Raw genomic sequence first — 24062 nt, 5'->3', positions numbered from 1 at the left:
GAGCCCCGCGGGGCCGACCTCGGCCTCCAGCTGGAGGTCGTCGTCCCGCCCCGCGTGCCCGGCCGCGGCTACGGGTCGCTGCAGCCCGGCGCCCCCGACCCGCCCCGCCGGCTCCTGCTGCGCCCCGTCGTCCAGGGCCCCAAGGGCGACTGGGTGCGCGCGGGTGCGTCGTGGCGCGAGCTCGAGGACGGCGTCCCCCGCTACGGCCGCCCGACCGCCGACGCCGTCCAGCGCGAGGCCCTGCTCGAGCTGCACGCCGCCTACCTGAGCCGTGGGCGCAACCGGTACACCGCAGGGGAGCGGCCGGTCCACCTGGACGACGTCGGTCCCGCGGTGTGGCGCCTGCTGCCGGAGCTCGTCGCGGCCGGGGTCCGGCTCATGCCCGCGGCCGACCCCGACGCCCCCGTCCTGCTCGGCGGCCCGGCGGTCGCCTCGGCCGACCTGCGACGTCCACGCGCCACCGGGCCCGCGGTGCTGGAGCCCGTCGTGACGGTGGGCGGCGCCGCGCTGCCCGCCGCCGCCGTCGACGTCGTCGGCACCCCTGTCCACGGCGTCGTGGTCGTGGCCTCCTCCGACGTCCCCCGCGCGGTCGTCCCCCGCGGCGGGCTGCTGCTGGCGCCGCTCGAGCCGACCGCGAGCCCGCAGCTGTCGACCCTGCTGCAGGAGGGCCGCCGCCTCGACATCCCCGCCGCCGACCTGCCCCGCTTCCTGCGCGAGTACTACCCGGGCCTGCGCCAGGTGGTCCCGCTCAGCTCCTCCGACGGCAGCGTCGAGCTGCCCGAGGTCGGCGAGCCGCGCCTGCACCTGGGCGTCACCCACGTCCCCGGCCCGGCCGTGCAGCTGGCGTGGGGCTTCCGCTACCCCGTGGGCAGCGACGAGGTCACGGTCCCGCTCGTCGGCGGCGCCGAGGGGCCCGCGGTCCGGGACGCCGTCGCCGAGCAGCGGCTGCTCGAGGAGGTGGCGCCGGTGCTCGAGGCGCTGCCCGGCCTGCACGGCGAGGTCGACGGCACCGTGACCCTGCTGCCGCGCACCACGCTGACCGGCCTGGCGACCGTGCGGTTCTCCGGCGACGTCATGCCGGTGCTCCGCAACGCGGGCGTCGACGTGGAGGAGACCGGCACCCCGACCGAGTTCCGCTGGACCGACTCCGCGCCGCTCATCGAGGTGTCCGCGACCGAGTCCGGCGAGCGCGACTGGTTCGACCTGGGCGTCACGGTCTCCGTGGACGGCGAGGACATCCCCTTCCACCCGTTGTTCGTCGCGCTCGCCCACGGCGACAGCCACCTCGTGCTGGACTCCGGCACCTGGTTCAGCATCGACCGGCCCGAGCTCTCGCAGCTGCGCACCCTCATCGAGGAGGCGCGCGAGCTGCAGGACAAGCCGACCGACGACCTGCGCATCAGCGCCTACCAGGCCGACCTGTGGGACGAGCTCACCCAGCTCGGCGTCGTGCAGGAGCAGAGCGCCCGCTGGGACGCCGCGGTCAAGGGCCTGCTCGACGCCAGCCCCGACGACGACCCCGCGCCGCTGCCGGCCGGTCTGCAGGCGGAGCTGCGTCCCTACCAGCTCGACGGGTTCCGGTGGCTGGCGTTCCTGCGGCGCCACGGCCTGGGCGGGATCCTCGCTGACGACATGGGGCTGGGGAAGACGGTCCAGGCGCTGGCGATGGTGCTCGACGCCGTGGAGCCGGCGACCGGGCCGGGCACCGACGTCCCGTTCCTCGTCGTCGCCCCGACGTCCGTGGTGCCCAACTGGGTGCACGAGGCCGAGCGGTTCGCCCCGGGCCTCAAGGTCGTCGCGGTGACCCAGACGGAGCGGACCTCGTCGGTGCCGGTGGCCGAGCAGGTCGCCGGCGCCCACCTGGTCGTCACGTCGTACGCGCTGTTCCGCCTGGACGCGGCCGCCTACCAGGGGCTGCCGTGGGCGGGCCTGCTGCTGGACGAGGCGCAGTTCGTCAAGAACCACCAGGGCCGCACCCACCTGGTCGCGCGCCGCCTCGACGCCCCGTTCAAGCTGGCCATCACCGGCACGCCGCTGGAGAACAGCCTCATGGAGCTGTGGTCGCTGCTGTCGATCGTGGCCCCCGGGCTCTACCCGAACCCGCGCCGGTTCGCCGCGCAGTACGCCACCCCGATCAGCAAGGGCGACACCGACCGGCTGGCGCTGCTGCGGCGACGCACCCGACCGCTCATCCGGCGCCGGACCAAGGAGCAGGTCGCGACCGAGCTGCCGCCCAAGGTCGAGCAGGTGCTCGAGGTCGCGCTCAACCCCAAGCACCGCCGGATCTACCAGACCCACCTGCAGCGGGAGCGGCAGAAGGTGCTGCGGCTCATCGACGAGCCCGACCGCAACCGGTTCGCGATCCTGCGCTCCATCACGCTGCTGCGCCGGCTCAGCCTGGACCCGGCGCTGGTCGACGACACCTACGCCGGGGTCGCGGCGAGCAAGGTGGACGTGCTGCTCGAGCGGCTCGCCGAGGTCATCGAGGAGGGGCACCGGGCGCTGGTGTTCAGCCAGTTCACCGGCTTCCTCGCCTCGGTCCGCACCCGGCTGGACGCCGAGGGGATCAGCTACTCCTACCTGGACGGGCGGACCCGTGACCGCGCCAAGCGGCTCGAGGCCTTCCGCTCCGGCGACGACCCGGTGTTCCTCATCAGCCTCAAGGCGGGCGGCGTGGGGCTCAACCTCACCGAGGCCGACTACGTCTTCATCCTCGACCCGTGGTGGAACCCGGCCGTCGAGGCGCAGGCGGTCGACCGGACCCACCGCATCGGCCAGAGCCGCACCGTCATGGTCTACCGGCTCGTGGCGACGGGGACGATCGAGGAGAAGGTCATGCAGCTCAAGGAGCGCAAGCTCGAGCTGTTCACCTCGGTGATGGACGCCGAGGACGGCGCGCTCGCCGGCGCCCTCACCGGCGAGGACCTGGTCGGCCTGCTCGAGGGCTAGGGGTCAGCCGTCGGCCTGTGGGCCGCGACCGGACAGCCCCGGCGCGCGCAGGCTCGCGAGCCGGCCGCTGCCCAGCGGCTGCGTCACCCAGCGCAGCGAGACCGTCCCCGGGCCCGGGCCGACGGGGACCCGGCAGGTGACCTGGAGCCGGTGCGGCGACTCCAGGAACGCGACCCCGACGTCGAGGGTCCCCTCGTCGAGCCACCCGCCGGAGACCGCGACCGGGACCTCGCGTCCGCCGGGGTCCGTCACCGTCCACGGCTCCCCGCCCACGCGTGCCCGGACCTCGCGGCCGGCGTCGAGCAGGACGACCTCCCAGCCGTCGCTGTCCCCGACGCGCCGGACGCGCACCTCGTTCGTGGTCGGCTGCACCCGGCGGGAGGACGCGTCGGGGTCGAACACCGCGCCGTCCCACCGGTCCTGCCGCTCGGGCGGCGCGGGAGGGGACGGCTCGCCGGGCGAGCGCGGCAGGGCCAGGCCCGCGAGCCGACCGGCCAGCGCCTCGTCGTCGGCCGTGCGGCCCGCGCCCTGCAGCGCCGGCAGCAGGTGGGCCCACACCCCGTCGAGCACGCGCTGCATGTCCGTCGACTGGCCGGTGATCGCGACCACCGCGTCGTGCTCGGGCAGGACGAGGCAGAACTGCCCGTAGGCCCCGTCGCCGCGGAAGCCGTGCTGCCCGACCCACGCCTGCAGGCCGTAGCCCTGCCGCCAGTCCAGGGCGTGCGCGTCGCCCTCGTGGGGGGTGGGCACGTGCGCGGTCGACACCTGCCCGACCCAGCCCTCGGGCAGCAGGCGCTCGCCGTCCCAGACGCCGTCCTGCAGGTAGAGCTGACCGAGCCGGGCCACCGCGTCGGTCGTGGCGTGCAGGCCGCTGAAGCCGAGCTGCTGCCCCGGCGGGTACTCCTGCCACACCGCCTCGCCGATGCCGACGGGGTCGAGCACGCGCGGCCGGAGGTAGTCGAGCAGGGTCTGCCCGGTGCGCCGCTGCACGATCGCGGCCAGCGTGTACGTGGCGGGCTGGTTGTAGGCGAACACCGAGCCCGGCTCGCGCGGCGGGGGGATGCGCAGGAACGCCCGGACCGGGTCGGACGCCCCGGTGCGCACCACCGGCTCCCACATGTCGGTGGTGTGCCCGGTCGACATGGACGCGAGGTGGCGGACCAGCATCGACCGGGTGCGCGGGTCGGTGACCTCGGCGTCCAGCTCCGGGAAGCAGCCGACGACCGGCTCGTCGAGGTCGAGCAGCCCCTCGCCGACCGCGAGCCCCGCCGCCGTCGCGGTGAAGGTCTTGCTCAGCGAGTACAGGTGGTGCACCCGGTCCGCGGTGTACGGCGCCCACCACCCCGCGGCGACCACCCGGCCGTGCCGCAGCACCATGAGGCTGTGCGGCTCGACGCCGGCGGCGCCTTCCAGGTCGTCGACCAGGGCGAGGAGCCCGGCGGCGTCGACGCCCTCCGCCGACGGGGTGCTCGTGGGCAGGGTGCTCATGCGGCTCACGCTAGCCACGACCTGCGGGCCCGGCCCGGGGAGGGCCGCGGCGACCAGAGCCCGTGGCTAGCGGTACCGCTGTCCTGGACAGACGTGCAGCCTGCACAGCTGTTCAGTCGGTGGTCATGCCCGTCACCGGCTGGTCCGTCCCCTCAGGCCGGCGCGTACCGGCTGTGCAGCACCCCGGACGACAGCGCCCGCGACGACAGCAGCCGCAGCGGGGTCGTCGGGGTGTCCTCGAACAGCCGCTGGCCGTGCCCCACCGCGACGGGGTGCACGAGCAGGGCGAGCTCGTCGAGCAGGCCCTCGCGCAGCAGCCAGCGGACCGTGGTGGCGCTGCCGGACATGGCGATGTCGCCCTCGGTCCGCTCCTTGACCTCGCGCAGCTGACCGGCCACGTCGGCGCCGGTGAGCAGCGTCGTCCGCTGCCAGGTCGCCTCGGTCAGGGTGGAGGAGACCACGTACTTCTGGATGCCGTTGATGTGCGGGCCGAAGCCGTCGTCGTCGGTGTTCGTCGGCCAGTACTGCGACCACTCGTCGTAGAGCCGGCGGCCGAGCAGGAACGCGCCCTGGCCCTGCATCCCCTCGCCCATGACGGCGCCCATCTCGTCGTCGAAGTAGGGGAAGTGCCACTGGTCGGGCCGCTCCACCACCCCGTCGAGGGAGATGAAGAAGTTGGCGACGATCCTGCCCATGCGTGTCCTCCGGGGTCCGGCCTGCTGTCGGGGCGTGGACCTGCCCGGGGGCACGTTCTCATCGGCACCCGCCCACGCGCGAGGGCCGGGTCCCCGCCGGGCACGCGCGGCGCGCCCGGCAGGTACCCCGCCCTCGGCGGTCGTGGCGTCAGGGGAGCAGGCGCTCCCCGTCGCGGACGAGCCACCAGCTCGGCGCGGAGAACTCGGCGGGGTCGATGACGCCGCGCTCCTGCGCCCACTCGATGAGCAGCTGGCGGATCTCCAGCTGCTCGTTGTAGACGACCGGTGCGGTGGCGACGTGCGGGAAGTTGCCGCCGCCGGAGCGCCGGTAGTTGTTGACCGCGACGACGAAGCGCTCGTCGTCCTCCACGGCGGTGCCGTCGGCCTGCACGAGCCGCGTGATGCGGTCGCCGGCCGGGCGGGACACGTCGATGTCGTACTCGACGCCGGAGAGGATGTCGTAGTTGTAGTCGGGCTGGCCGGCGGACCCGGTGATGGTCTCCGGGTCGACGGGGCCCGTCGCGGGGACCTGGACGAAGTACCTGCCGGCGGACGCCTCCAGGTAGTCGCGCACCTGGGCGCCCGTGAGCTCGACGGCCTCGAGGGTGTTGTCGAAGACGTAGAGCCCGGCGATGTCGCGGATGGTGACGTCGCCCTGGGGGAACACGGCGTCGCGGCTGAACGGCGCCGCGACCGACAGCACGGGCAGGTCGGCCCGGTCGGTGCCCTCGAGCGCACCCTCCACGGTCTCGGTCTGCACCTGCTGGATGAAGTCGAGGATCGCCGTGTCCTCGTAGCGGCTGGTCCGGGCCGACAGCTCCTCGGTCGAGGTGGCGACGACCTGGTTGACGTACGCGACGGCGGTGCGGTGCTGCTCGGCGGTCGCGGCCAGGACCTCGGGGTCCTCCGGGTAGTCCTTGGTCCGGATGGCGGTGGCCGTGGCCGAGGCGACGTCCCACCGGCCGCGGACCTTCTCCAGCGACAGGTCGACGCGGGAGACCGAGCCGCCCCAGCGGTACGGCTGCGTGAGGAGGACGTCCTCGCCGCTCACCTCGTTGACGACGACCTGGGAGGGCACGTCGCGGTGGGAGTGGCCGACGACCATGGCGTCGATGCCGGGCACCGTGCGGGCGATGACGTCCGAGGGGTTCTCTGTCGGCAGCTCCGGGCCGTAGGAGGAGGTGCCGCCGGTGCCCGCGTGGGACAGCACGACGACGACGTCGGCTCGGGCGTCGACCACGGGCACCCAGCGGCGGGCGGTCTCGACCATGTCGAGGAACTCGACCCGGCCCTCGACGTTGCCCTTGTCCCAGATCGCCGAGCCCGGCGTGGTGAGGCCGATGATGCCGACGGTGACCGGCTGGTGCCCGGGGACCTTCATCCGCTGCAGCGTGTACGGCTGGTGGTACGGCTGCCCGGTCGTGGCGTCGATGACGTTGGCGCCGAGGACGGGGTGGTCGACGTCCTCGGTGTAGTCCTGCAGCAGGTCGAGGCCGTAGTTGTACTCGTGGTTGCCGACGACCTGGGCGTCGTAGCCGATCGCGTCGTACGCGGCGGCCATCGGGTGCTCCAGGCCGGTCTCGGTGACGGGCTCCTGCTTGGCGTAGAAGTACGTCAGGGGGGTGCCCTGGAGGAAGTCGCCGTTGTCGACGACGAGGACGCTGTCCTCGCCGCGCTCGGCGCGCACCGCGTCGACGACCGAGCCGACGCGTGCCAGCCCCGTCGCGTCGCCGGAGCGCTCGGTGTACGGCGCGTCCTTGAAGTAGTCCCAGTCCTGGACCCGGCCGTGCAGGTCCGTGGTGGCGAGCAGGGTGAGCTCGAGGTCGTCGGTCCGGGGGGCCGCGGAGGCCAGCGGGGCGAGGCCGGCCGCTGCGGCGGCGACGAGCGCCAGGGTCAGGGTGGTGCGGGGTGCGTGACGCATGGGTGCCTCTCGGGAGGTGTCAGGTCGGTGACGCGGCGGACCATAACCGACAGGGGTGGACAGAAGGGAAACTCCGGGCGGACCGCGGCCGCGGGCTGCTCGAGGAGCTCACGTCCTGACCTGAGGACCGACCCGCCGGGCGCCGCATGGCGCGGTGCCCGGCGGGGCACCCGGGGGCATGGCCGACCACACCGCAGAGACCACCGTCGGGGCCGACCCCGACGCCGTGTACGACTACCTGGCGGACGTGTCCCACCTGCCGGAGTACTTCCCGATGATGACGGCGGCGGAGAAGGTGCCCGGCGAGGACGCCGTGCGCACGACCGCCGTCCTCGACCCCGAGGAGGACGGCCGCCCGGCCGGCGAGGGCGAGCGCGAGGTCCACGGGGAGGTCTGGTGGCGCACCGACGCCGAGGCCCGCCGCATCGAGTGGGGCAGCGAGGGGGAGTCCACCTACCACGGCTCGATCCGCGTCGAGGCGGACGGCGAGGGCAGCCGGATCACGCTGCTCATCTCCGCCCCCCACGACCACGACGGCATCGACGAGGGGCTCGAGGAGTCGCTCGCGGCCATCGTCAGCACCGTGGGCGCCGGCACCGAGCACATCTGAGGCACGGCGCCGCGACAGCTCCCTTTGCCGGGACGGCAACGATCGTCGACGTCCCCGGCAGGCTCCCCGCACCCTCAGCCAGGACCCGCCGCAGCGGCGGGCCGGACGGAGGAGAGCAGCCATGGAGCAGCAGGGGTACGACGTCGTGGTGGTCGGGGGCGGGGCCGCCGGGCTCAGCGCGGGGCTGACGCTGGCACGCGCGCGCCGGTCGGTCCTCGTCGTCGACGGGGGCCGGCCGCGCAACGCCCCCGCCGCGGGCGTGCACGGCTTCCTCACCCGCGACGGCATGCCGCCCGCCGAGCTCGCCGCCCTCGGGACCGCCGAGGTGCGCGGGTACGGCGGCGAGGTGGTCGAGGGCCAGGTCGACCGGCTCGAGCACGACCCGGCGGCGGAGGGGACGGGCCGCCCCGGGTTCGTCGTCACCACCGCCGACGGCGCCAGGGTGACGGCGCGCCGGCTGGTGGTCGCCACCGGCCTGGTCGACGGGCTTCCCGACGTGGCGGGGGTCGCGCAGCGGTGGGGGCGCGACGTCCTGCACTGCCCGTACTGCCACGGCTACGAGGTGCGCGACCAGGCGCTGGGGATCGTCGCCGGCGGCCCGCTCGCGGTGCACCAGGCCCTGCTGTTCCGGCAGTGGAGCGAGGACGTCGTGCTGTTCCTGCACACCGCGGCCCTCCCGACGGAGGAGGAGTCCGAGCAGCTGGCCGCGCGCGGGGTGCGCGTCGTCGAGGGCCGGGTGGCCTCGCTCGTCGTCGCCGACGACCGCGTGACCGGCGTCCGGCTCGCGTCGGGTGAGGTCGTGGCGCGCGACGCCGTGGTCGTGGGGCCGCGGATGACCGCCCGGGCCGACCTCCTGGCCGGGCTCGGCCTCGTGCCCGAGGACCTCGTCATGAGGGACGTCGTCGTCGGCTCCGTGGTCCCCGCGGACCCGACCGGCGCCACGGCGGTGCCCGGCGTCTACCTGGCCGGCAACGTGTCCGACATGCGCGCCCAGGTGGTCCACGCCGCCGCGGCGGGCGTCATGGTCGGCGCCACCGTCAACGCCGACCTGGTCCAGGAGGACACGGCCACGGCCGTCGCGGCCGCCCGGGCAGCACGGAGCCCCGTGGGCGTGTGACCCACGGGGCTCCCGGCGCCCGGGCGGTGCGCCCGGGCGGTCCTGCTACGGCGCGACGGTGACCGCCGTGGCGGCGCTCGCCGCGGCGGCCGTCCGCACCGTCGCCGCGACCGTGACGCGGTAGGACGCCGCGCCCGCCGTGGTGGGGACCACGGAGAACACGTGCACGCCGGTGGAGGCCGTCGTCGCCGTCGCGACGGGGGTCCAGGCGCCGCCCGCGACCTGCCGCTCGAGGACCACCGGTGCCGCCTGCGCCGGGGTGACCGCGGCGCGGACGGTGAAGGCGACCCCGACCTTGGGCGTGCGGGTGCTCGGCGCCGCCGAGACGCCGGCGGCGACGGTCACCGCCGTCGTCGTGCTCGCCGAGTCGGCGTGCCCGGCGACGCCGACGACCCGGGCGCGCACGGCGCCGTTCTGGGTCGGGCGGACCGCCAGGGTGAAGCCCCCGTCGGCGCGCGTGGTCGTGGACCCGAGCAGCACCTCGGCGCCGCCCGCGGCGGGCTGCAGGAAGAGCCTCACCACCACGGCGGCGGCGGGCTCCGTGGTGCCCAGCGCGGTACGGGTGACCGAGCCGGTCGTGGTGACCGCCCCGCCCTGGGCGACCTGCACCGGGCCCGCGGCCATGGTGGTGCTCGTCGACCAGGTGGCGAGCGCGAGGTCCCCGACGACGGTGCGCGCCGCGGGCTGCCCGGGCAGGGCGGCGTAGCTGGCGGCGAGCGTGCCGGCGACCGTGGGCCGCACGACGACGGACCAGGCGCCGCTCGCGTCGGCCACGGCGCTGCCGAGCGCGACGACGGTCGTCGTCCCCGGCCGGGTGACCCCGACCTGGACCCGCCCGGCCGCCAGCGGCGACAGGCTCCCGCCCTCGTCCCGGGCGAGCGTCCCGCTCACGGTGACCGGGGCGCCGTAGGGGGCGCTGAGGGTGCTGGCGCCGGCGACGAGCCGCGTGACGGAGGGGGTGGCGGTCATCGGCACGGCGGCCGAGGTGGCCGCGGGGCTGCCCGGGACAGCGGCGAGGCGCGCCTGCACCGGCCCGCTGGCGAGCACGACCGGGGAGGCGGACCAGGCCCCGGAGGCGTCCGTGCGGGTCGTGCCGATGGTGCGCGGCGTCGTCGAGCCGGGCTGCGTCTGCACCAGCGTCACGGTCGCCCCGGCCACCGGCGAGGAGACCCCGGCCGGGGTGGTGCGGACCGCGGTGCCCGAGAAGGCGACGGTGTCGCCGGCCCAGGCGGTGCTCGCCGCGGCGGCCAGGGTGACCGTCGCGGTGCAGGCCACGGTGCGGACGAGGACGTCGGCGGTGGAGGCGGCGACGTCGAAGGGGCCGACGGCGCGGGTGCGGGCGCTCCACAGCTGGCCGTCCACCAGGGGCGGGCGGACGGTGGCCCTGCCGGCGACGGTCGAGACCGCGGTGCCGGCGGTGGCGGCCACGGTCGTGGCGGTCCGGCGCCGCATCTCGACGGTGACGCCGAGGACGGGCACGCCGCTGAGGGCGTCGACGACGGTGCCCGTGACCGGGGCGGTGGCGCCGAGGCAGCCGGTGGAGGTGCCGGTGGCACCGTCGACGTCGACCACCACGGCCGCCGCGCGCCGCGGGCTGGTCGCGAAGGTGAGCGGCGAGGCAGCGGTGGCCTTCTGGCCGGTGCTGTCGGTGGCGGTCGCCGTCAGGGTGACCGTGGCGGTCGAGGCCGCGGGGCAGGTCACGCTCGTCTGCAGCTCGCGGGGGGTGCCGAGCACGCAGTCGGCGCGGGAGACGGTCCACGCGACGCCGGCGGTGCGGCCCGCGGGCAGCTGGAGGGCGGCGGTCGCCTGGGTGGGCAGCCCGGGGACGCCGGGGGAGTTGACCTGGACCTGGACGCCGAGCCTGGTCGGGAGCCCGGCCTGCCCGCCGTCGGTGCCGTCGCCGCCGCCGACGAGGAAGCGGCTGTCGGCGGAGTTCCACCGGCCGTCCAGGTAGGAGCCGACCACCGGGAAGGTGGAGAAGTAGTCGTCGGCGCCGCAGTCGAGCAGCGCCTCGTTCTCGCCGGGGCAGACCTGGCGCATGACGACGCCGGCGCCGTCGACGTAGCACATCCGGTCCGACTCGTCCCGGCAGTGGCCGGCGGCGGTGGAGTTGGGGGCGCTGCGCTGGACACCGCCGAGGGTGTGGACGAGCTCGTGCGCCTCCACGGAGTACGTGCCCCCCCAGCACCCGGAGTCGGTGCGGGCGTACTGCGGGTACAGGCCGTTGTTGGCGTTGCCCTGGCCGGGCTGGTCGTCGAGGTACTGCAGGGCGATGCCGCACAGCACGGTGGCGTCGGTCCACATGAGGTACTTGCGGGCCGGGTCGCTGTAGCCCTGGGCCTGCAGCGCGCGGATGCTGGCGTCGAAGGACGCGAGCCCGCCGGCCGGCACGGTGACGTTGAGGACGACCGGCTGGCAGTCCGTCGTGCCGGGCTCGTGGACGAAGCGGACGTCGCGGACCCCGCCGGTGAGGGCGGCGGAGCGGTTGACGACGGTGTCGGTGCCGGCGGCCCAGGTCTTCAGGGACGGCAGCAGCTCGGCGTAGCGGTTGACCTTGCCGACCTCGACGACGTACATCGCCTGCACGCGGTAGCCGGACCTGCCGTCGCCGTCGCAGCGGACCGACGGGGTCGCGGCGGCCTGGACGACGGCGGGGGCACCGAGCTCCTGCGCGGCGTCGGTCGCGGCCTCGGCGGAGCCCTCGCGGGACAGCGCCTCGGCCGTGGTCACCGGGACCGTGACGTCCACGCCGGGCGGCGGGACGTCGGCGTGGGCGCAGGCGAGCGGGGCGTCGGGCGTGACGCGGACGGTCTCGCCCTCGCAGCCGGCGCCGGGGTCGTGGGAGTGCGCCGCCGCGTGGGCCTCGCCGTCGGCGTGGTCGCCGGCGTCGGCGTGGTCGTGCGCCTTCGGGTGGGCGTGGCCCGCGGCGTCCGCAGGGTCCTCGTCGGCGGCGGCGCCGGGGGTGCCGGGGGTGCCTGCGGCGTGGTCGTGCGTCTTGGGGTGCGCGTGGCCCACCGCGTCGCCGTGGCCGGCGTCGGTGTGCGCGTGGCCCTCGGCGTCCGCGTGGGCAGGACCGGCGGCCTGGGCGGCGGCGGGGGCCGTCGCGGTACCGGGGCTGCCGACGGCGGCGGGCGCGAGCGGGGAGAGCAGCAGGAGGGCCACCGTGGCGGGGACGATCAGGTGTCCTCGTCGGCGGCTTCGCAGGGGCGCGGTCATGCAGGAGGTGTCGGCAGGCGCGGGGTCCGGGTGCAGGAGGGCGGGCGCGCACCACCCCGCTGGTGCAGCCGGTGTCGCGGTGCGCTGCGCGGGCGGGCCGTCCGGGTCGCCGGGGAGCGCGCGGACGGCGGCAGCGGGCCGGCCGCGGTGACAGCCCGGCGGTCCGGTCCCCCCGTGACCTCGCATGCATCGGCGGGGTCCCGGCGGGTAGCAGCCGCAGGTGGACACCGTGCTGGACCTCGACGACAGCCCCCCGCCGCGCAGCACCGGGACGGGCTCTCCGCTGCCCGAGGACTCCCTGGTCTTCGTCGGCAACGCCACCGTGCTGCTGCGGCTCGGCGGGTTCACCGTCCTCACCGACCCCACGTTCGTGCACCGGCACGAGAAGGTGTCGATCGGCTACGGCATGCACACCACCCGGCTCACGGACCCGGCCATGGACGTCGCCGACCTGCCGCCGCTGGACCTCGTCCTGCTGTCGCACCTGCACGGCGACCACTTCGACCAGGTGGCCGAGCGCGACCTCGACCACGACCTGCCCGTGGTCACCACGGAGCAGGCCGCCGCCGGGCTCGCCAGCCGGGGGTTCACCCGCACCGTCGGCACGGGCACCTGGGACCGGGTGCTGGTCCGGCGCGGCGGGCGGACGCTGAGCATCACCGCGACGCCGGCCCGCCACGGGCCCGGCGTGACGGACCTGGTCCTGCCCGACGTCAACGGCAGCGTGCTGGAGACCGACGGTCTCGACGGCCCGGTCCACCGGGTGTGGGTGTCCGGGGACACGCTCGTGCACGACGACCTGGCCGAGATCCCGCGCCGGCACCCGGTGCTCGACCTGGGGCTCGTGCACCTCGGCGGCACCCGCGTGCTCGGGCTGCTGGTGACGATGGACGCCGAGCAGGGGGTCGAGGCGGTGCGCACGGTCGACCCCCGCGCGGTCGTGCCGGTCCACTACGACGACTACGACGTCTTCACGTCGGGCCTGGACGACTTCCTGGCCGCCGCCGCGACCGCGGGCCTGCGCGACCGGGTGCACCCTGTCCCGCGGGGCGGCGCCTACCGGCTCTGACGGCAGCCGGGACCGCCGCCTCCGGTCGGTCCGGGCGTCCCCCGCCGGAAGGGGCGGGGGACGCGACGGCTCAGTGCCCCGGCAGGCCCCGTACCGCCCCGAGGAGGCCGTCGGAGGCCCAGTCGAGGAAGGCGTGCTGGTCGGGACCGACGTTCTGCATGACCAGGTGGTCGAACCCGGCGTCGGCGTACGTGCGCGCCTTGGCCACCTTGTCCTCGAGCCCAGGCCCGCAGGCGAACTGCCCGCGCACGTCGTCGAGGGTGACGGTCTGGCTGGCGGCCTCGAAGTTGACCGGGTTGGGCAGCTCGCTCATGACCTTCCAGCCGGTGAGCGCCCAGCGGCTGGTCTCCCACGCCGACGCCGCGGCCGCCTGCTCGGTCTCGGCCCAGGCCATGGGCACCTCGGCGTAGCGGGGGCCGGAGCCGCCCGCCGCCTCGAAGAGCGCGTTGATCTCGGGGTCGGCCTCGGTCGCGAAGATCCCGTCGCCGAGCTCGGCGGCCAGGGTGGCCGACGGCCTCCCGCTGCAGGCCACGGCGATGAGGGGGAGCGTGTCCGGCAGGTCGAAGACGCGGGCGTCCTCCAGCTGCAGGTAGCGCCCGTCGTAGGACTGGTAGCCGCCCTGCCAGAGCAGCCGGATGATCTCCAGGGCTTCGCGGAGCATGGCGTGGCGTGCCTTGACGGCCGGGAACACCGTGCCGACGACGTGCTCGTTGAGCCGCTCGCCGGAGCCGACGCCGAGCACGAAGCGGCCGTCGCTGAGCAGCGCGGTGGTGGCCGCGGCCTGGGCGATGACGGCCGGGTGGTAGCGGACGGTGGGGCAGGTCACCCCGGTCGCCAGGCCGATCCGGTCGGTGCTCGAGGCGATGGAGCCGAGCACCGTCCACGTGAACGGGCTGTGCCCCTGGGACTCCAGCCACGGGTGGAAGTGGTCGCTCAGCTCGACGAAGTCGAAGCCTGCCCGCTCGGCGTGCACGGCCAGCTCGACGAGCTCCTTGGGGCCGGCGCCCTCGGTCGCGATCTTGTAGCCCACCTGCACGGCGAGTCCTTCCCCGCCGGTGTCCGAGGGTCGGTGTCCGACGACCCTCCGGCAGTGCCCGGGGGCCGGGGGCCGCAAACCCGGCGGGCGCGCCGGGACGGCCCGGGCGGGCTCAGCCGTCGGTGCTGTCGTCGGTGTCGTCCCCCTGGTCGTCGGAGGCGTCGTCGGAGGTGCTGTCGTCGCCCTGGTCGTCCGACCCGTCCTCGGGGCTGCTGTCGTCCACCTGGTCGTCGCCCTGGTCGTCCGCGCCGTCGCCGGCCGTGCTGTCGTCCACCTGGTCGTCGGCTCCGTCGTCGTCGCCGTCGTCCGCGCCGTCGTCGGTGCTGTCGCCCTGGTCGTCGGAGGCGTCGTCGGAGGTGCTGTCGTCGCCCTGGTCTGCGGGCGCCTCGACCTCCGTGCCGTCGGCGGGGGCGTCGCTGCCGGCGCACGCCGACAGGCCCAGGGCGGCGGCAGCGAGGGCGGCGACGACGGTCGGGGGGGTGCGCACGGAGGTCCTCCTGGTGGGGTGGCGGTCCTGACGCCCTGACCGTCCCTCGTCGACGAGGTCGTCAAACGTTGCACCACCACCGAGGGACGACGTCACCACCGCCTGCACCGAGCGGTGGCGCGCCGGACGAGGCCCGCCGTTCACCCGGACGGCCCTGCTGCAGCGGGGATGCTTGCGCGATGCGTCATCGGGGTGGCACCGTCAGTGACTGACGAGTGACCCCCTCGCTGCGTCCACCCCCCGTCTGACTGGCGGACGCGCTCCCCGGCGGGTCCGTCTGCGTGGTGTGCGCAGCCCTGCCAGAGAGCCTCCTGCCGATGAGCGCCACCGTGCCCCTGCGCGTCCCCGCACGCCCCGCCGCCCTGCTGGCGTGCCTCCTGCTGGTCCTCGCGGCCCTGCTGGCCCCGGCCACCGGTGCCCGGGCCGCCGTGCCCCCCGGGCTCGGCGCGGGCAGCGTGCTGCAGGGCGGCCAGCAGGTGGTGTCCGGCTCCTACCGCCTCGTCATGCAGACCGACGGCAACCTCGTCGTCCACGCGGCGGGCGGCCGGGTGCGCTGGCACGCGGGCACCCACGGCAACGCGGGCGCCCGCACCGTCATGCAGGGCGACGGCAACCTCGTCGTCTACTCCGCCTCGGGCCGCCCGCTGTGGGACTCCCGCAGCGCCGGCAACCCCGGGGCCCGCACCGTGCTCCAGCCGGACGGCAACCTCGTCGTCTACCGCGCCGACGGTCGTCCGCTCTGGCACATCGGCGCCGACACCGGCGTCACGGTGGCGGACCCCTCGGGCCTGTACGGCATCCGCGGCGGCGTGGCGCGCGCGGCCTGCGGCGACCCCGTCGCCCTCGCCTCCGCCATGGCCGCCTCCCGCTCGCTGTTCCACGGCGGGACCGGCTGGAACGGGCAGATCGTGGCGGTGGGCGGCGACGCCCCGGCCCTGGTCAGGGCCTGGCAGGAGTCGCCGCCCCACGCCACGGTGGCGTCCGGAACATGGTCGCGGATGTGGGCCGGGGCGGCCCGCGGTCCGGACGGCCGGCTCTACGGCGTCGTCAACTTCTGCCGCTGACCCGATCGACCACGAGCCAGGAGGCCCGACGGTTGGCGGGTCCGCGGACCCGCCCCACCCGTGGGCCTCCCCGCGACCGCCTCAGCGCGTCGAGCCCTCGAGCTGGCGCTCCTGCTCCTCGGGGGCCTCGCCGTGCCCGCCGTCGGGGTCGAGCATGGTGGCCTCGTCGAACGGGTCGCCGCCGCCGAGCACGGTGCGGACCCGGTCCATGTCGATCCCGCCGGTCCAGTGGCCGATGAGCAGGGTGGCGACCGCGTTGCCGGCGAAGTTGGTCACCGCGCGGGCCTCGGACATGAACCGGTCGATGCCGACGATGATCCCGACGCCGTCGACCAGGTCGGGGCGGTGGGACTGCAGCCCGCCGGCCAGGGTGGCCAGGCCGGCGCCGGTGACGCCCGCGGCGCCCTTCGAGGCGATGATCATGAAGACGAGCAGGCTGATCTGCTCGCCGATGGCCAGCGGGGTGCCGGTCGCCTCGGCGATGAACAGCGACGCCATCGTCAGGTAGATCGCGGTGCCGTCGAGGTTGAAGCTGTAGCCGGTCGGGACGGTGATGCCGACGACGGGGCGGGACACACCGAGGTGCTCCATCTTGGCGATGAGGCGGGGCAGCGCCGTCTCCGAGGACGACGTGGAGACGATGAGCAGGAACTCCCGCGCCAGGTACCGCAGCACCGAGAAGATGCTGAGCCCGGTGACGACCTTGAGCAGCGAGCCGAGTATCCCGATGACGAACAGCGCGCAGGTCAGGTAGAAGGCGACCATGAGCAGCGCGAGGCTGCGCAGCGCATCCACGCCGGTCTCGCCGACGACGGCGGCGATGGCGCCGAACGCCCCGACCGGGGCGACCCACATGATCATGGCCAGGACCTTGAAGACGACCTTCTGGAACACGCCGATCCCGCGCAGGGCCGCCGCGCCGGTGGAGCCGCCGAGCGCCTGGATGCCGAAGCCGACGAGCAGCGCGACGAACAGCGTCGACAGCACCGACTCCCCGACCAGCGGGGACACCAGCGTCGTCGGGATGAGCCCGAGGACGAAGCCGACCAGGCCGCCCTCGCCCTCCTCGGCCGCGGCCGGGGGCTCGTAGTCCGGGTTGATGGACAGGCCCTCGCCGGGCTGGATGAGGTTGCCGACGACGAGGCCGATGGCCAGCGCGAACGTCGACATGGTGAGGAAGTAGGCGAGGGCCAGGCCGCCGACCTTGCCGACGCTGGCCGCGGCGCGCACCGAGCCGATGCCCAGGACGATCGTGCAGAAGATGACCGGGCTGATCATCATCTTGATGAGGTCGACGAACCCGGTGCCGAGCGGCTTGAGCGCCACCCCGGTCTCCGGGCTCACCAGGCCGACCGCGATGCCGAGCACCACGGCGGCGATGACGGCGATGTACAACCAGTGGGTGCGGTCCCGCTTCGCGCTGGGCGCGGCAGTCGCAGGGGCGTTCTCGGCCATGAGCGGTCTCCTGGGCTCTGCCCGGGCCTCGGTGCCGCGGGCGTCGACGTGGGCAGCCTGGGCCACGCACCCCGACGCGGTCACGTTGTGGTCATTGCGGTCGGCGGCAGGCCGGGGCGCGGGGGCACACTGGCCCGGTGCCCCCCGCGCCGGACCTGCGTCGGTGGAGCCTCGCGCGCCAGCTGCTCCTGCTCCAGGGCGCGCTCGTGCTCCTCGTCGTCGTCGTCGCGACGGGCCTGGCGTGGGCCGACGCGGCCGAGGACGCCGACGAGGCGGCCGCCCAGCAGGTGACGGCGGTCGCGCGCAGCGTCGCGGACTCCCCGGACGTGCTGGGCGCGGTGGGCAGCGCGGCCCCGTCGTCCCTGCTGCAGCCGTACGCCGAGCGGGTGCGCCGGGACACCGGCACGGACTTCGTCGTCGTCATGTCGCCGGGGCGCACCCGGTGGTCGCACCCGGACCCCGACCAGCTCGGCCGCCCGTTCCTCGGCACGGTGGCCCCGGCGCTGCGCGGCGAGACGTTCACCGAGACCTTCACCGGCACGCTCGGCCCGTCGGTGCGGGCGGTCACCCCCGTGCTGGACCCCTCCGGCGAGGTCGTCGCGCTCGTGTCGGTCGGGCTGTCGGTGGACGAGGTCGGCGACCAGCTGCGGGCGGAGCTGCCGCTGCTGGGCGCCGGTGCGCTGCTCGTCCTCGCCATCGCCGGCGCCGGCACCCTGCTCGTCGCACGGCGGCTGCGCCGGCTGACGTACGGCCTCGGTGCGGAAGAGCTGTCGCGGATGTACGCCTGCTACGACGCCGTCCTGCACTCCGTCCGCGAGGGCCTGGTCGTGCTCGACCCCGCCGGCCGGGTGCAGCTGGCCAACGACGAGGCGCGCCGGCTGCTCGGCCTGCCCGACGACCTCGCCGGGCGTCGCGCCGACGAGCTGGGCCTGCCCGGCGGGCTCGTCGAGGTCCTCGCCGGGGACGAGGTCGTCCACGACGCCGTCCACCTCGCCCGCGAACGGGTCGTCGTGGTCAGCGGCGCGCCCGCCGAGGTCGACGGCCGGGTCCTCGGCCGGGTGGTGACGCTGCGGGACCGGACCGACCTGCGCGCCCTGGCCGGCGACCTCGACGCCGCCCGCGGGCTCGCGGAGTCGCTGCGCTCCCAGGCCCACGAGTCGGCCAACCGCCTGCACACCGTGGTGTCCCTGCTCGAGCTCGGCCGCACCGAGGAGGCCGTCGGCTTCGCGGTCGACGAGCTGGCCGCGGTGCAGGCCCTCACCGACCGGGTCGTCGGCGCGGTCGAGGAGCCGGTCGTCGCCGCGGTCCTGCTCGGCAAGTCGGCCGTGGCCGCCGAGCGGGGCGTCGACCTGGTGCTCGCCGACGGCACCGAGCTCGACGCCGACGGGCTGCGCGACAGCGGGCTCGTCGCCCGCGACGTCGTCACCCTGCTGGGCAACCTCGTCGACAACGCCGTCGACGCCGCCGCCTCGGCGCCGGCGCCGCGCCGGGTGGAGGTCCTGGTCCGCCGCGACGGCACGGACCTGCTGCTCGAGGTCGCCGACTCCGGCCCCGGGCTCGACCCGGCCACCGCCGACGAGGCGTTCACCCGCGGCTGGTCGACCAAGCCCGCGGGGCAGGGCCGGCCTCAGGGGCGGGGGCTGGGTCTGGCGCTGGTCGGGCAGACCGTGCGCCGGCTGGGCGGCACGGTCGAGGTCGGCCGCCGCGACGGCGCGGTGTTCACCGTCCGCCTGCCCCTGGCGGCGCGGGTGCCGGCGTGAGCACGGGGACGCCGGCCGGGACGCCGGCAGCGGCCCAGGCTGTGCCGGTGCGGGTGCTCGTCGTGGAGGACGAGCCGGTCGCGGCGCAGGCGCACGAGGCCTACGTGGGCCGGGTGCCGGGCTTCGAGGTCGTGGGGGTCGCGCGCACCGGGGCCGAGGCGGTGCGGCTCCTCGGGGCGACGTCCCCGCCGGTGGACCTCGTGCTGCTCGACATGCACCTGCCCGACCGGCACGGCCTGGACGTCGTGCGGGCGATGCGCGCGGCCGGGCACCCGGCCGACGTCATCGCCGTCACCTCCGCCCGTGACCTGGCCGTGGTCCGGGCCGCCGTGTCGCAGGGCATAGTCCAGTACCTGCTCAAGCCGTTCGTCTTCGCGGCGCTGCGGGACCGGCTCGAGCGCTACGCGGCCTACCGCGACCAGGTCGGCGCGGGCGGGTCGGCGGGCGGGCAGGACGAGGTCGACCGGGCGCTGTCGGCGCTGCGCGGGCCCGCCGGCGCGGACCTGCCCAAGGGGCTGGGCGCCGAGACCCTCGACGCCGTGGTGGCCGTGGTGCGCCAGGGACCGTGCTCGGCCGCCGAGGTCGCCGCCCGCACCGGGACCGCGCGCGTCACCACCCGGCGCTACCTCGAGCACCTCGCGGGCACGGGCGTCGTGGTCCGCGCGCCCCGCTACGGCGTCCCGGGCCGCCCCGAGGTCGAGTACCGCTGGGTCGGCGCCACCGGCACCTGAGCCCGGGTCCGCCGGACTACCGGGGGGCGGAACCGGCGTCCGCGCAGTCATCATCGATCGCCCGGACCCTCGGCGGGCGCGCTGTTGGCGTCCGCGCAGTCATCATCGTTCGCCCGGAGGGTTGGGGGCGCAGCGGTGGCGTCCGCGCAGTCATCATCGTTCGACCGGAGGGCTGGGGGCGTCAGCCGCCGAGGCCGGGGGGCGGGGTCCGGGCGAGGACGACCGCGGCGGCGACGGTGAGCGCCATGACCGCCAGCTCCACGACGACCAGGCGGAGGAACGCCGCCCGGGCCGCGTCGCGCCCGCCCGCCGCGGCCATCGCGGTGATGCTGCGCCGGCGGTGCCACCAGCCGAGCCCGACGAGGACCACGAGAGCCAGCGTCTTCACCACGAGCAGCACGCCGTAGACGGTGCTCAACAGGTCCTCGGGGCGGACGCGGAGCGCGCCGTTGAGCACCCCGGACGCGCCGACGACGACGACGCAGCCCAGCGCCAGGGTGCTGAACGCGCGGACGGTCGGCAGCGCGTCGGCCGCGCGCACCCGGGCGTCGGCCAGGACGAGCACGGCCAGGACCGCGAGGCCGCCGACCCACAGCGCCCCGGCGACCAGGTGGAGCGAGACGCTGCCGACGGCCGTCTCGTGGTCGGCGGCCGCGGCGGAGTGCCCGACGAACGCCGGCGGCAGCAGGCCGGCGGTGGCGACGAGCAGCAGCCCGCGGGCCACCCAGGGGTCCTCGCCCGCGCGGGTGCGGGACGCCACGACGAGGACGACCGCCGCCAGCACGACGAGCAGCTGCGCCCGGGCCTGCGGCAGGGTGAGGAACAGCTGCTGCACGTCAGGGGCGAGGATGCGCGGCACCGACCGGCCCGACAGGTCGGAGGCGGTGAGCAGGTAGACCACGGCGGTGACCGCCGCCCACGCCAGCGCGGTGGGCGCCAGCAGCGCGTGGGACCGGCGGGCGAGCGGCGCGTCCCCGCCCGCCGGCTGCAGGACCGGCAGCAGGGCGCACCCGACGACGAGGGTGCCGAGGACGTCCTGCAGGTAGCGGGCCAGCGGGAGGCCCGTGGTGGTCAGCGGGCCCGGGTCGGCGATGCTCAGGGTGTCCGTGCGCCCGGCGGTCGCCGCGAGCACCCCGGCGACCACGACCACGCCGGCGACCACGACGAGCACCGTCGTCGTGGCGACGACGAGCCTGTCGGGACCGGTCGCGGTCGTGCCCGGGCTCACCGGTGCGCCGGGTCCTCGACGGTGCCGATCAGCTCCTCGAGGGCGTCCTCGAGGGCGACGATGCCGACGACGCGGGAGCCGCGGCCGCCGTCCTCGGCGCGCACGACGCGGCCCAGGTGGGCCCCGGCGGCGCGCAGCGACTGGACGACCTGCTCCACCGAGGCCGTGGGTGCCACGTCCGGCAGGTGCCGGCGCGAGCCCTCCGGCACGGGGAAGCCGGCCACGCGCTCGCCCTTGGGCGGCAGCACGTCCTTGACGTGGACGTAGGAGACGGGGCGGCCGTCGCCGTCCAGCAGCGGGAACCGGGAGAAGCCGGTCTCGACGGCGGCGGTGTGGACCGCGGTGGCGGGGGCGTCGCCCGGGACGGCCCGGACCTCGTCCATCGGGACCATGATGTCGGCGGCGGTCCGGTCCTGGAGCTCGAGCGCCCCCTCGAGGAGGTCGACCTCCTCGTCGTCGAGCAGCCCCTCGCGGTTGGACTCCGCGATCATCGTGGCGACCTGCTCGCGGGTGAACACCGAGGCCACCTCCTCGGCCGGCTCGACGCGCACCAGGCGCAGCAGCACGTTGGCGATGCCGTTGAGCGCGAGCAGCAGCGGCTTGAGGGCGACCACCACGCCGTACAGCAGCGGCGCGAGCACCAGCGCGGTGCGCTCGGGCCCGGCGATGGCGATGTTCTTGGGCACCATCTCGCCCAGGACGATGTGCAGGTACACGACGACGGACAGCGCGATCGCGAAGGCGACCGGGTGGACGAACGCCTCGGGCACGCGCAGCGCCTCGAACGCCGGCTCGAGCAGGTGCGCCACGGCGGGCTCGCCGAGCGCGCCGAGCCCGAGCGAGCAGGCGGTGATCCCCAGCTGGGCGCCGGCGAGCATGAGGGTGACCCGCTCCATCGCCCTGAGCGTGGTGCGGGCGCCGAGCGTGCCGGCCTCGACGAGCGGCTCGATCTTGGACCGGCGGGCGGAGATGACGGCGAACTCGGCGCCGACGAAGAAGGCGTTGCCCAGCAGCAGGAGCGCGGCGACGAGGACCGCGGTGCCGTCGCTCACCGGGTCACCTCCCCGTCGTGGGCGTGCACGTGCTGCTGCGACCCGCCGTGGCTGCCGGGGACGCCGCCGTGCTCGGTGCCGGTGCTGCCGTGGCGGTCGCCGACGTGGACGTGGTCGCCGATGTGCGCCTCGTCGTGGGGGGTCCGTTCCCGGGGGGCGGACTCGTCGGCCCCGGTGTCCGGGTCGTCGGGGTCCGCCGGGGGCACGGCCTCGACGACGTCGACCCGCATCCCGTCCATGGCGTGCACCCGCAGCTGCCAGCCGTCCAGGTCCACCGCGTCGCCCTCGGCCGCGATGCGCCCGAGGAGGTCGACGACGAGGCCGCCGAGGGTGTCGTAGTCCCGGTCGTCCTCGGCGGGGATGCCGAGGTCGCGCAGCTCGTCCGGGCGCAGCAGGCCGGACAGCTCGAGGGTGCCGTCGGTGCGGCGGACGATGCGCGTCTCGGGCTCGTCGTGCTCGTCCTCGACCTCGCCGACGAGCTCCTCGACGAGGTCCTCGAGGGTGACGACACCGGCGGTGCCGCCGTACTCGTCGGCGACCAGCGCCAGGTGCGACCGGGTGCGCAGCACGCCCAGCAGGTCGTCGAGGTCGATGGACTCCGGGACGACGACGGTGCGCTCCATGACCTCCGACGCGGCGGTGTCGTCACGGTCGTCCTCGGGGACCCGCAGGCAGCGGCGCAGCGAGACCACGCCCAGCACCTCGTCGGAGCCGCCGCGGCCCGTGACGGGGAAGCGGGAGTGCCCGCTGGTGCGCGAGAGCTCGACGACGTCGGCCACCGAGGTCGCCGCCTCGACGAAGAGGACCTGGCCGCGCGGGGTGAGGACGTCGCCCGCGGTGCGCTCGCCGAAGGACAGGGTGCGCTGCAGCAGCGTCGACAGCGGCTGCTCGAGGGTGCCGGCGTCGGCGGAGCGCCGGACCAGCGACTGCAGCTCGTCGGGGCTGCGCGCGGACGCGAGCTCCTCCTGCGCCTCGATGCCGACCCGGGCGAGCAGCCAGTTGGCGTTGCCGTTGAGCAGGCGCAGCAGCGGCCCGGTCGCGCGGGAGAAGGCGCGCTGGAACGGCGTGACGACGACCGCGGTGCCGTAGGGCCGGGCGATGGCGAGGTTCTTGGGGACGAGCTCGGAGACGACCATCTGGAACACGGTCGCCGTGACGAGCGCGATGGTGAGGGACACGCCGCGCACGGCGCCCTCGGGGACGCCCGCCTGCTCCAGCCCCGGCCGGACGAGCGCGGCGAGCGACGGCTCGGCGAGGTAGCCGATGAGCAGCGAGGTGACCGTGATGCCGAGCTGGGCGCCGGACAGCTGCGTGGACAGCGTCCGCAGCCCCGCCAGGACGCCCGTGGCGCCGCGCTCGCCCGCCGCGGCGCGCTGCTCCACCTGTCCGCGCTCGACCGTGACGAGGCTGAATTCGGCCGCGACGAACAGGCCGCAGGCCACCGCCAGCAGGACGGCCAGGCCCAGGAGGACCCACTCCATCAGAGGACACCCCCGCCGATGCGGGGGCCGCTATCTGACGGGGTGGACGACGGACCGGGCGTGGCGGCTGTGCTCATGGTGCGTCGAGTATGACCGACATGCCGGACCCGGCGCGGGTCGGCGCAGCCCCCGGTGCCCCGACGAACCACCCGACCGGTCGACACCTGCCGTCCAGCGGTCCGCACCTGCGGACGTACGGTATCCCTCGTGCCGCACCTGAGGATCCGCGAGGTCGCCGAGCTGCTCGGGGTGAGCGACGACACCGTCCGGCGGTGGGTGGACTCCGGCCGGCTCCCCGCGGTGGCCGGTCCTCCGGGTCCGCTGCTCGTCGACGGCGCGGACGTCGCGCGGGTCGCCGAGGAGCAGGGCCGGGCGCCGGACGCCGGGCCCGTCGCGGGAGCGAGCGCGCGCAACCGGTTCCGCGGCGTGGTCACCAGGGTCGTCCGGGACACGGTGATGGCCCAGGTCGAGGTGCAGGCCGGTCCGTTCCGGGTCGTCTCGCTGCTGTCCCGCGAGGCGGTGGACGAGCTCGGGCTCGAGCCGGGGTCGGTGGTCGTGGCGACGACCAAGGCCACGAACGTGGGGCTCGAGGTGCCGGGCCGGTGAGGCGCCGCCGCACCGTCCGCGCCGCCGTCCTCCCGGCCTGCGCGGCCGTCGTCCTCGCCGCGTGCGGGCCGGCGGCACCGGACGGCCCGGGCGCGGG

18 protein-coding genes are annotated in these 24062 nt (G+C 75.8%); 8 read left to right on the top strand and 10 right to left on the bottom strand.

The window, feature by feature from the left end; all coding sequences use genetic code 11:
• Positions 1-2949: DEAD/DEAH box helicase (locus tag WCS02_RS06145; RefSeq protein ID WP_340291066.1), on the top strand; the 2949-nt coding region annotated here is incomplete at its 5' end.
• A 3-nt stretch (positions 2950-2952) separates the two neighbouring features.
• On the opposite strand, the gene WCS02_RS06140 is transcribed toward WCS02_RS06145, so the two are convergent.
• From WCS02_RS06140 to WCS02_RS06130, 3 genes are all read right to left on the bottom strand, one after another.
• On the bottom strand, positions 2953-4437 hold the full coding sequence (locus WCS02_RS06140) for a serine hydrolase domain-containing protein (RefSeq protein ID WP_340291064.1): 1485 nt from the start codon (positions 4435-4437) through the stop codon (positions 2953-2955).
• A 152-nt stretch (positions 4438-4589) separates the two neighbouring features.
• Entirely contained in the window at positions 4590-5132 is a 543-nt protein-coding gene (locus WCS02_RS06135) for a dihydrofolate reductase family protein (protein ID WP_340291062.1), read from the bottom strand.
• A gap of 148 nt (positions 5133-5280) precedes the next feature.
• On the bottom strand, positions 5281-7053 hold the full coding sequence (locus WCS02_RS06130) for a bifunctional metallophosphatase/5'-nucleotidase (protein ID WP_340291060.1): 1773 nt from the start codon (positions 7051-7053) through the stop codon (positions 5281-5283).
• Between the two features lie 178 nt (positions 7054-7231).
• Between WCS02_RS06130 and WCS02_RS06125 the strand changes: the two genes are divergently transcribed.
• Positions 7232-7663: an SRPBCC family protein gene (locus WCS02_RS06125; protein WP_340291058.1), complete on the top strand. Its 432-nt coding sequence runs from the start codon at positions 7232-7234 to the stop codon at positions 7661-7663.
• Positions 7664-7784: 121 nt separating this feature from the next.
• Positions 7785-8780, top strand: coding sequence for an NAD(P)/FAD-dependent oxidoreductase (locus WCS02_RS06120; RefSeq protein ID WP_340291056.1), 996 nt, complete (start codon positions 7785-7787; stop codon positions 8778-8780).
• 45 nt (positions 8781-8825) lie between these two features.
• On the opposite strand, the gene WCS02_RS06115 is transcribed toward WCS02_RS06120, so the two are convergent.
• Positions 8826-11996 (bottom strand): hypothetical protein, encoded by a 3171-nt coding sequence (locus WCS02_RS06115; protein ID WP_340291054.1) that lies wholly within the window; start codon positions 11994-11996, stop codon positions 8826-8828.
• 220 nt (positions 11997-12216) lie between these two features.
• Here WCS02_RS06115 and WCS02_RS06110 point away from each other — a divergent pair, with 220 nt between their 5' ends.
• Entirely contained in the window at positions 12217-13065 is an 849-nt protein-coding gene (locus tag WCS02_RS06110; RefSeq protein WP_340291053.1) for an MBL fold metallo-hydrolase, read from the top strand.
• A 70-nt stretch (positions 13066-13135) separates the two neighbouring features.
• Here the strand turns inward: WCS02_RS06110 and WCS02_RS06105 are convergent, their stop codons facing one another.
• Positions 13136-14101 carry a TIGR03557 family F420-dependent LLM class oxidoreductase gene (locus tag WCS02_RS06105; protein WP_340291052.1) on the bottom strand — a complete coding sequence of 322 codons (966 nt, stop codon included), beginning with the start codon at positions 14099-14101 and terminating at the stop codon, positions 13136-13138.
• Between the two features lie 112 nt (positions 14102-14213).
• Positions 14214-14588, bottom strand: a complete 375-nt coding sequence (locus tag WCS02_RS06100; protein WP_340291051.1) for a hypothetical protein — start codon at positions 14586-14588, stop codon at positions 14214-14216.
• 317 nt (positions 14589-14905) lie between these two features.
• On the opposite strand from WCS02_RS06100, the gene WCS02_RS06095 reads away from it, so the two are divergent.
• On the top strand, positions 14906-15652 hold the full coding sequence (locus tag WCS02_RS06095; protein WP_340291049.1) for a hypothetical protein: 747 nt from the start codon (positions 14906-14908) through the stop codon (positions 15650-15652).
• A gap of 81 nt (positions 15653-15733) precedes the next feature.
• Here the strand turns inward: WCS02_RS06095 and WCS02_RS06090 are convergent, their stop codons facing one another.
• Entirely contained in the window at positions 15734-17107 is a 1374-nt protein-coding gene (locus WCS02_RS06090; protein WP_340291068.1) for a cation:dicarboxylate symporter family transporter, read from the bottom strand.
• Between the two features lie 137 nt (positions 17108-17244).
• Here WCS02_RS06090 and WCS02_RS06085 point away from each other — a divergent pair, with 137 nt between their 5' ends.
• Positions 17245-18867, top strand: coding sequence for a sensor histidine kinase (locus tag WCS02_RS06085; protein WP_340291047.1), 1623 nt, complete (start codon positions 17245-17247; stop codon positions 18865-18867).
• On the top strand, positions 18864-19598 hold the full coding sequence (locus WCS02_RS06080; RefSeq protein ID WP_340291045.1) for a response regulator: 735 nt from the start codon (positions 18864-18866) through the stop codon (positions 19596-19598). Before WCS02_RS06085 ends, WCS02_RS06080 begins: the two co-directional genes overlap by 4 nt.
• A gap of 181 nt (positions 19599-19779) precedes the next feature.
• On the opposite strand, the gene WCS02_RS06075 is transcribed toward WCS02_RS06080, so the two are convergent.
• From WCS02_RS06075 to WCS02_RS06065, 3 genes are read right to left on the bottom strand one after another with little or no spacing between them, the layout of a single operon-like run.
• On the bottom strand, positions 19780-20826 hold the full coding sequence (locus WCS02_RS06075) for a copper resistance D family protein (RefSeq protein WP_340291043.1): 1047 nt from the start codon (positions 20824-20826) through the stop codon (positions 19780-19782).
• Positions 20823-21878: a hemolysin family protein gene (locus WCS02_RS06070; RefSeq protein ID WP_340291041.1), complete on the bottom strand. Its 1056-nt coding sequence runs from the start codon at positions 21876-21878 to the stop codon at positions 20823-20825. Before WCS02_RS06070 ends, WCS02_RS06075 begins: the two co-directional genes overlap by 4 nt.
• A complete protein-coding gene (locus WCS02_RS06065; RefSeq protein ID WP_340291039.1) occupies positions 21875-23359 on the bottom strand; it encodes a hemolysin family protein in 1485 nt (494 codons plus the stop codon). Before WCS02_RS06065 ends, WCS02_RS06070 begins: the two co-directional genes overlap by 4 nt.
• 207 nt (positions 23360-23566) lie before the next feature.
• Between WCS02_RS06065 and WCS02_RS06060 the strand changes: the two genes are divergently transcribed.
• A complete protein-coding gene (locus tag WCS02_RS06060) occupies positions 23567-23965 on the top strand; it encodes a TOBE domain-containing protein (RefSeq protein WP_340291037.1) in 399 nt (132 codons plus the stop codon).
• Positions 23966-24062: the final 97 nt, after the last annotated feature.

It is taken from the genome of Aquipuribacter hungaricus (assembly GCF_037860755.1).
GTDB lineage: Bacteria > Actinomycetota > Actinomycetes > Actinomycetales > JBBAYJ01 > Aquipuribacter > Aquipuribacter hungaricus.
This window is presented reverse-complemented; position numbering and strand designations above follow the sequence as displayed.

Excerpts from the sequence above, each read along its gene's own strand:
- WCS02_RS06120 (WP_340291056.1), top strand. The coding sequence starts at position 7,785 with ATGGAGCAGCAGGGGTACGACGTCGTGGTGGTCGGGGGCGGGGCCGCC.
- WCS02_RS06140 (WP_340291064.1), bottom strand. The coding sequence starts at position 4,437 with ATGAGCACCCTGCCCACGAGCACCCCGTCGGCGGAGGGCGTCGACGCC.
- WCS02_RS06125 (WP_340291058.1), top strand. The coding sequence starts at position 7,232 with ATGGCCGACCACACCGCAGAGACCACCGTCGGGGCCGACCCCGACGCC.
- WCS02_RS06135 (WP_340291062.1), bottom strand. The coding sequence starts at position 5,132 with ATGGGCAGGATCGTCGCCAACTTCTTCATCTCCCTCGACGGGGTGGTG.
- WCS02_RS06130 (WP_340291060.1), bottom strand. The coding sequence starts at position 7,053 with ATGCGTCACGCACCCCGCACCACCCTGACCCTGGCGCTCGTCGCCGCC.
- WCS02_RS06065 (WP_340291039.1), bottom strand. The coding sequence starts at position 23,359 with ATGGAGTGGGTCCTCCTGGGCCTGGCCGTCCTGCTGGCGGTGGCCTGC.
- WCS02_RS06095 (WP_340291049.1), top strand. The coding sequence starts at position 14,906 with ATGAGCGCCACCGTGCCCCTGCGCGTCCCCGCACGCCCCGCCGCCCTG.
- WCS02_RS06115 (WP_340291054.1), bottom strand. The coding sequence starts at position 11,996 with ATGACCGCGCCCCTGCGAAGCCGCCGACGAGGACACCTGATCGTCCCC.
- WCS02_RS06090 (WP_340291068.1), bottom strand. The coding sequence starts at position 17,107 with ATGGCCGAGAACGCCCCTGCGACTGCCGCGCCCAGCGCGAAGCGGGAC.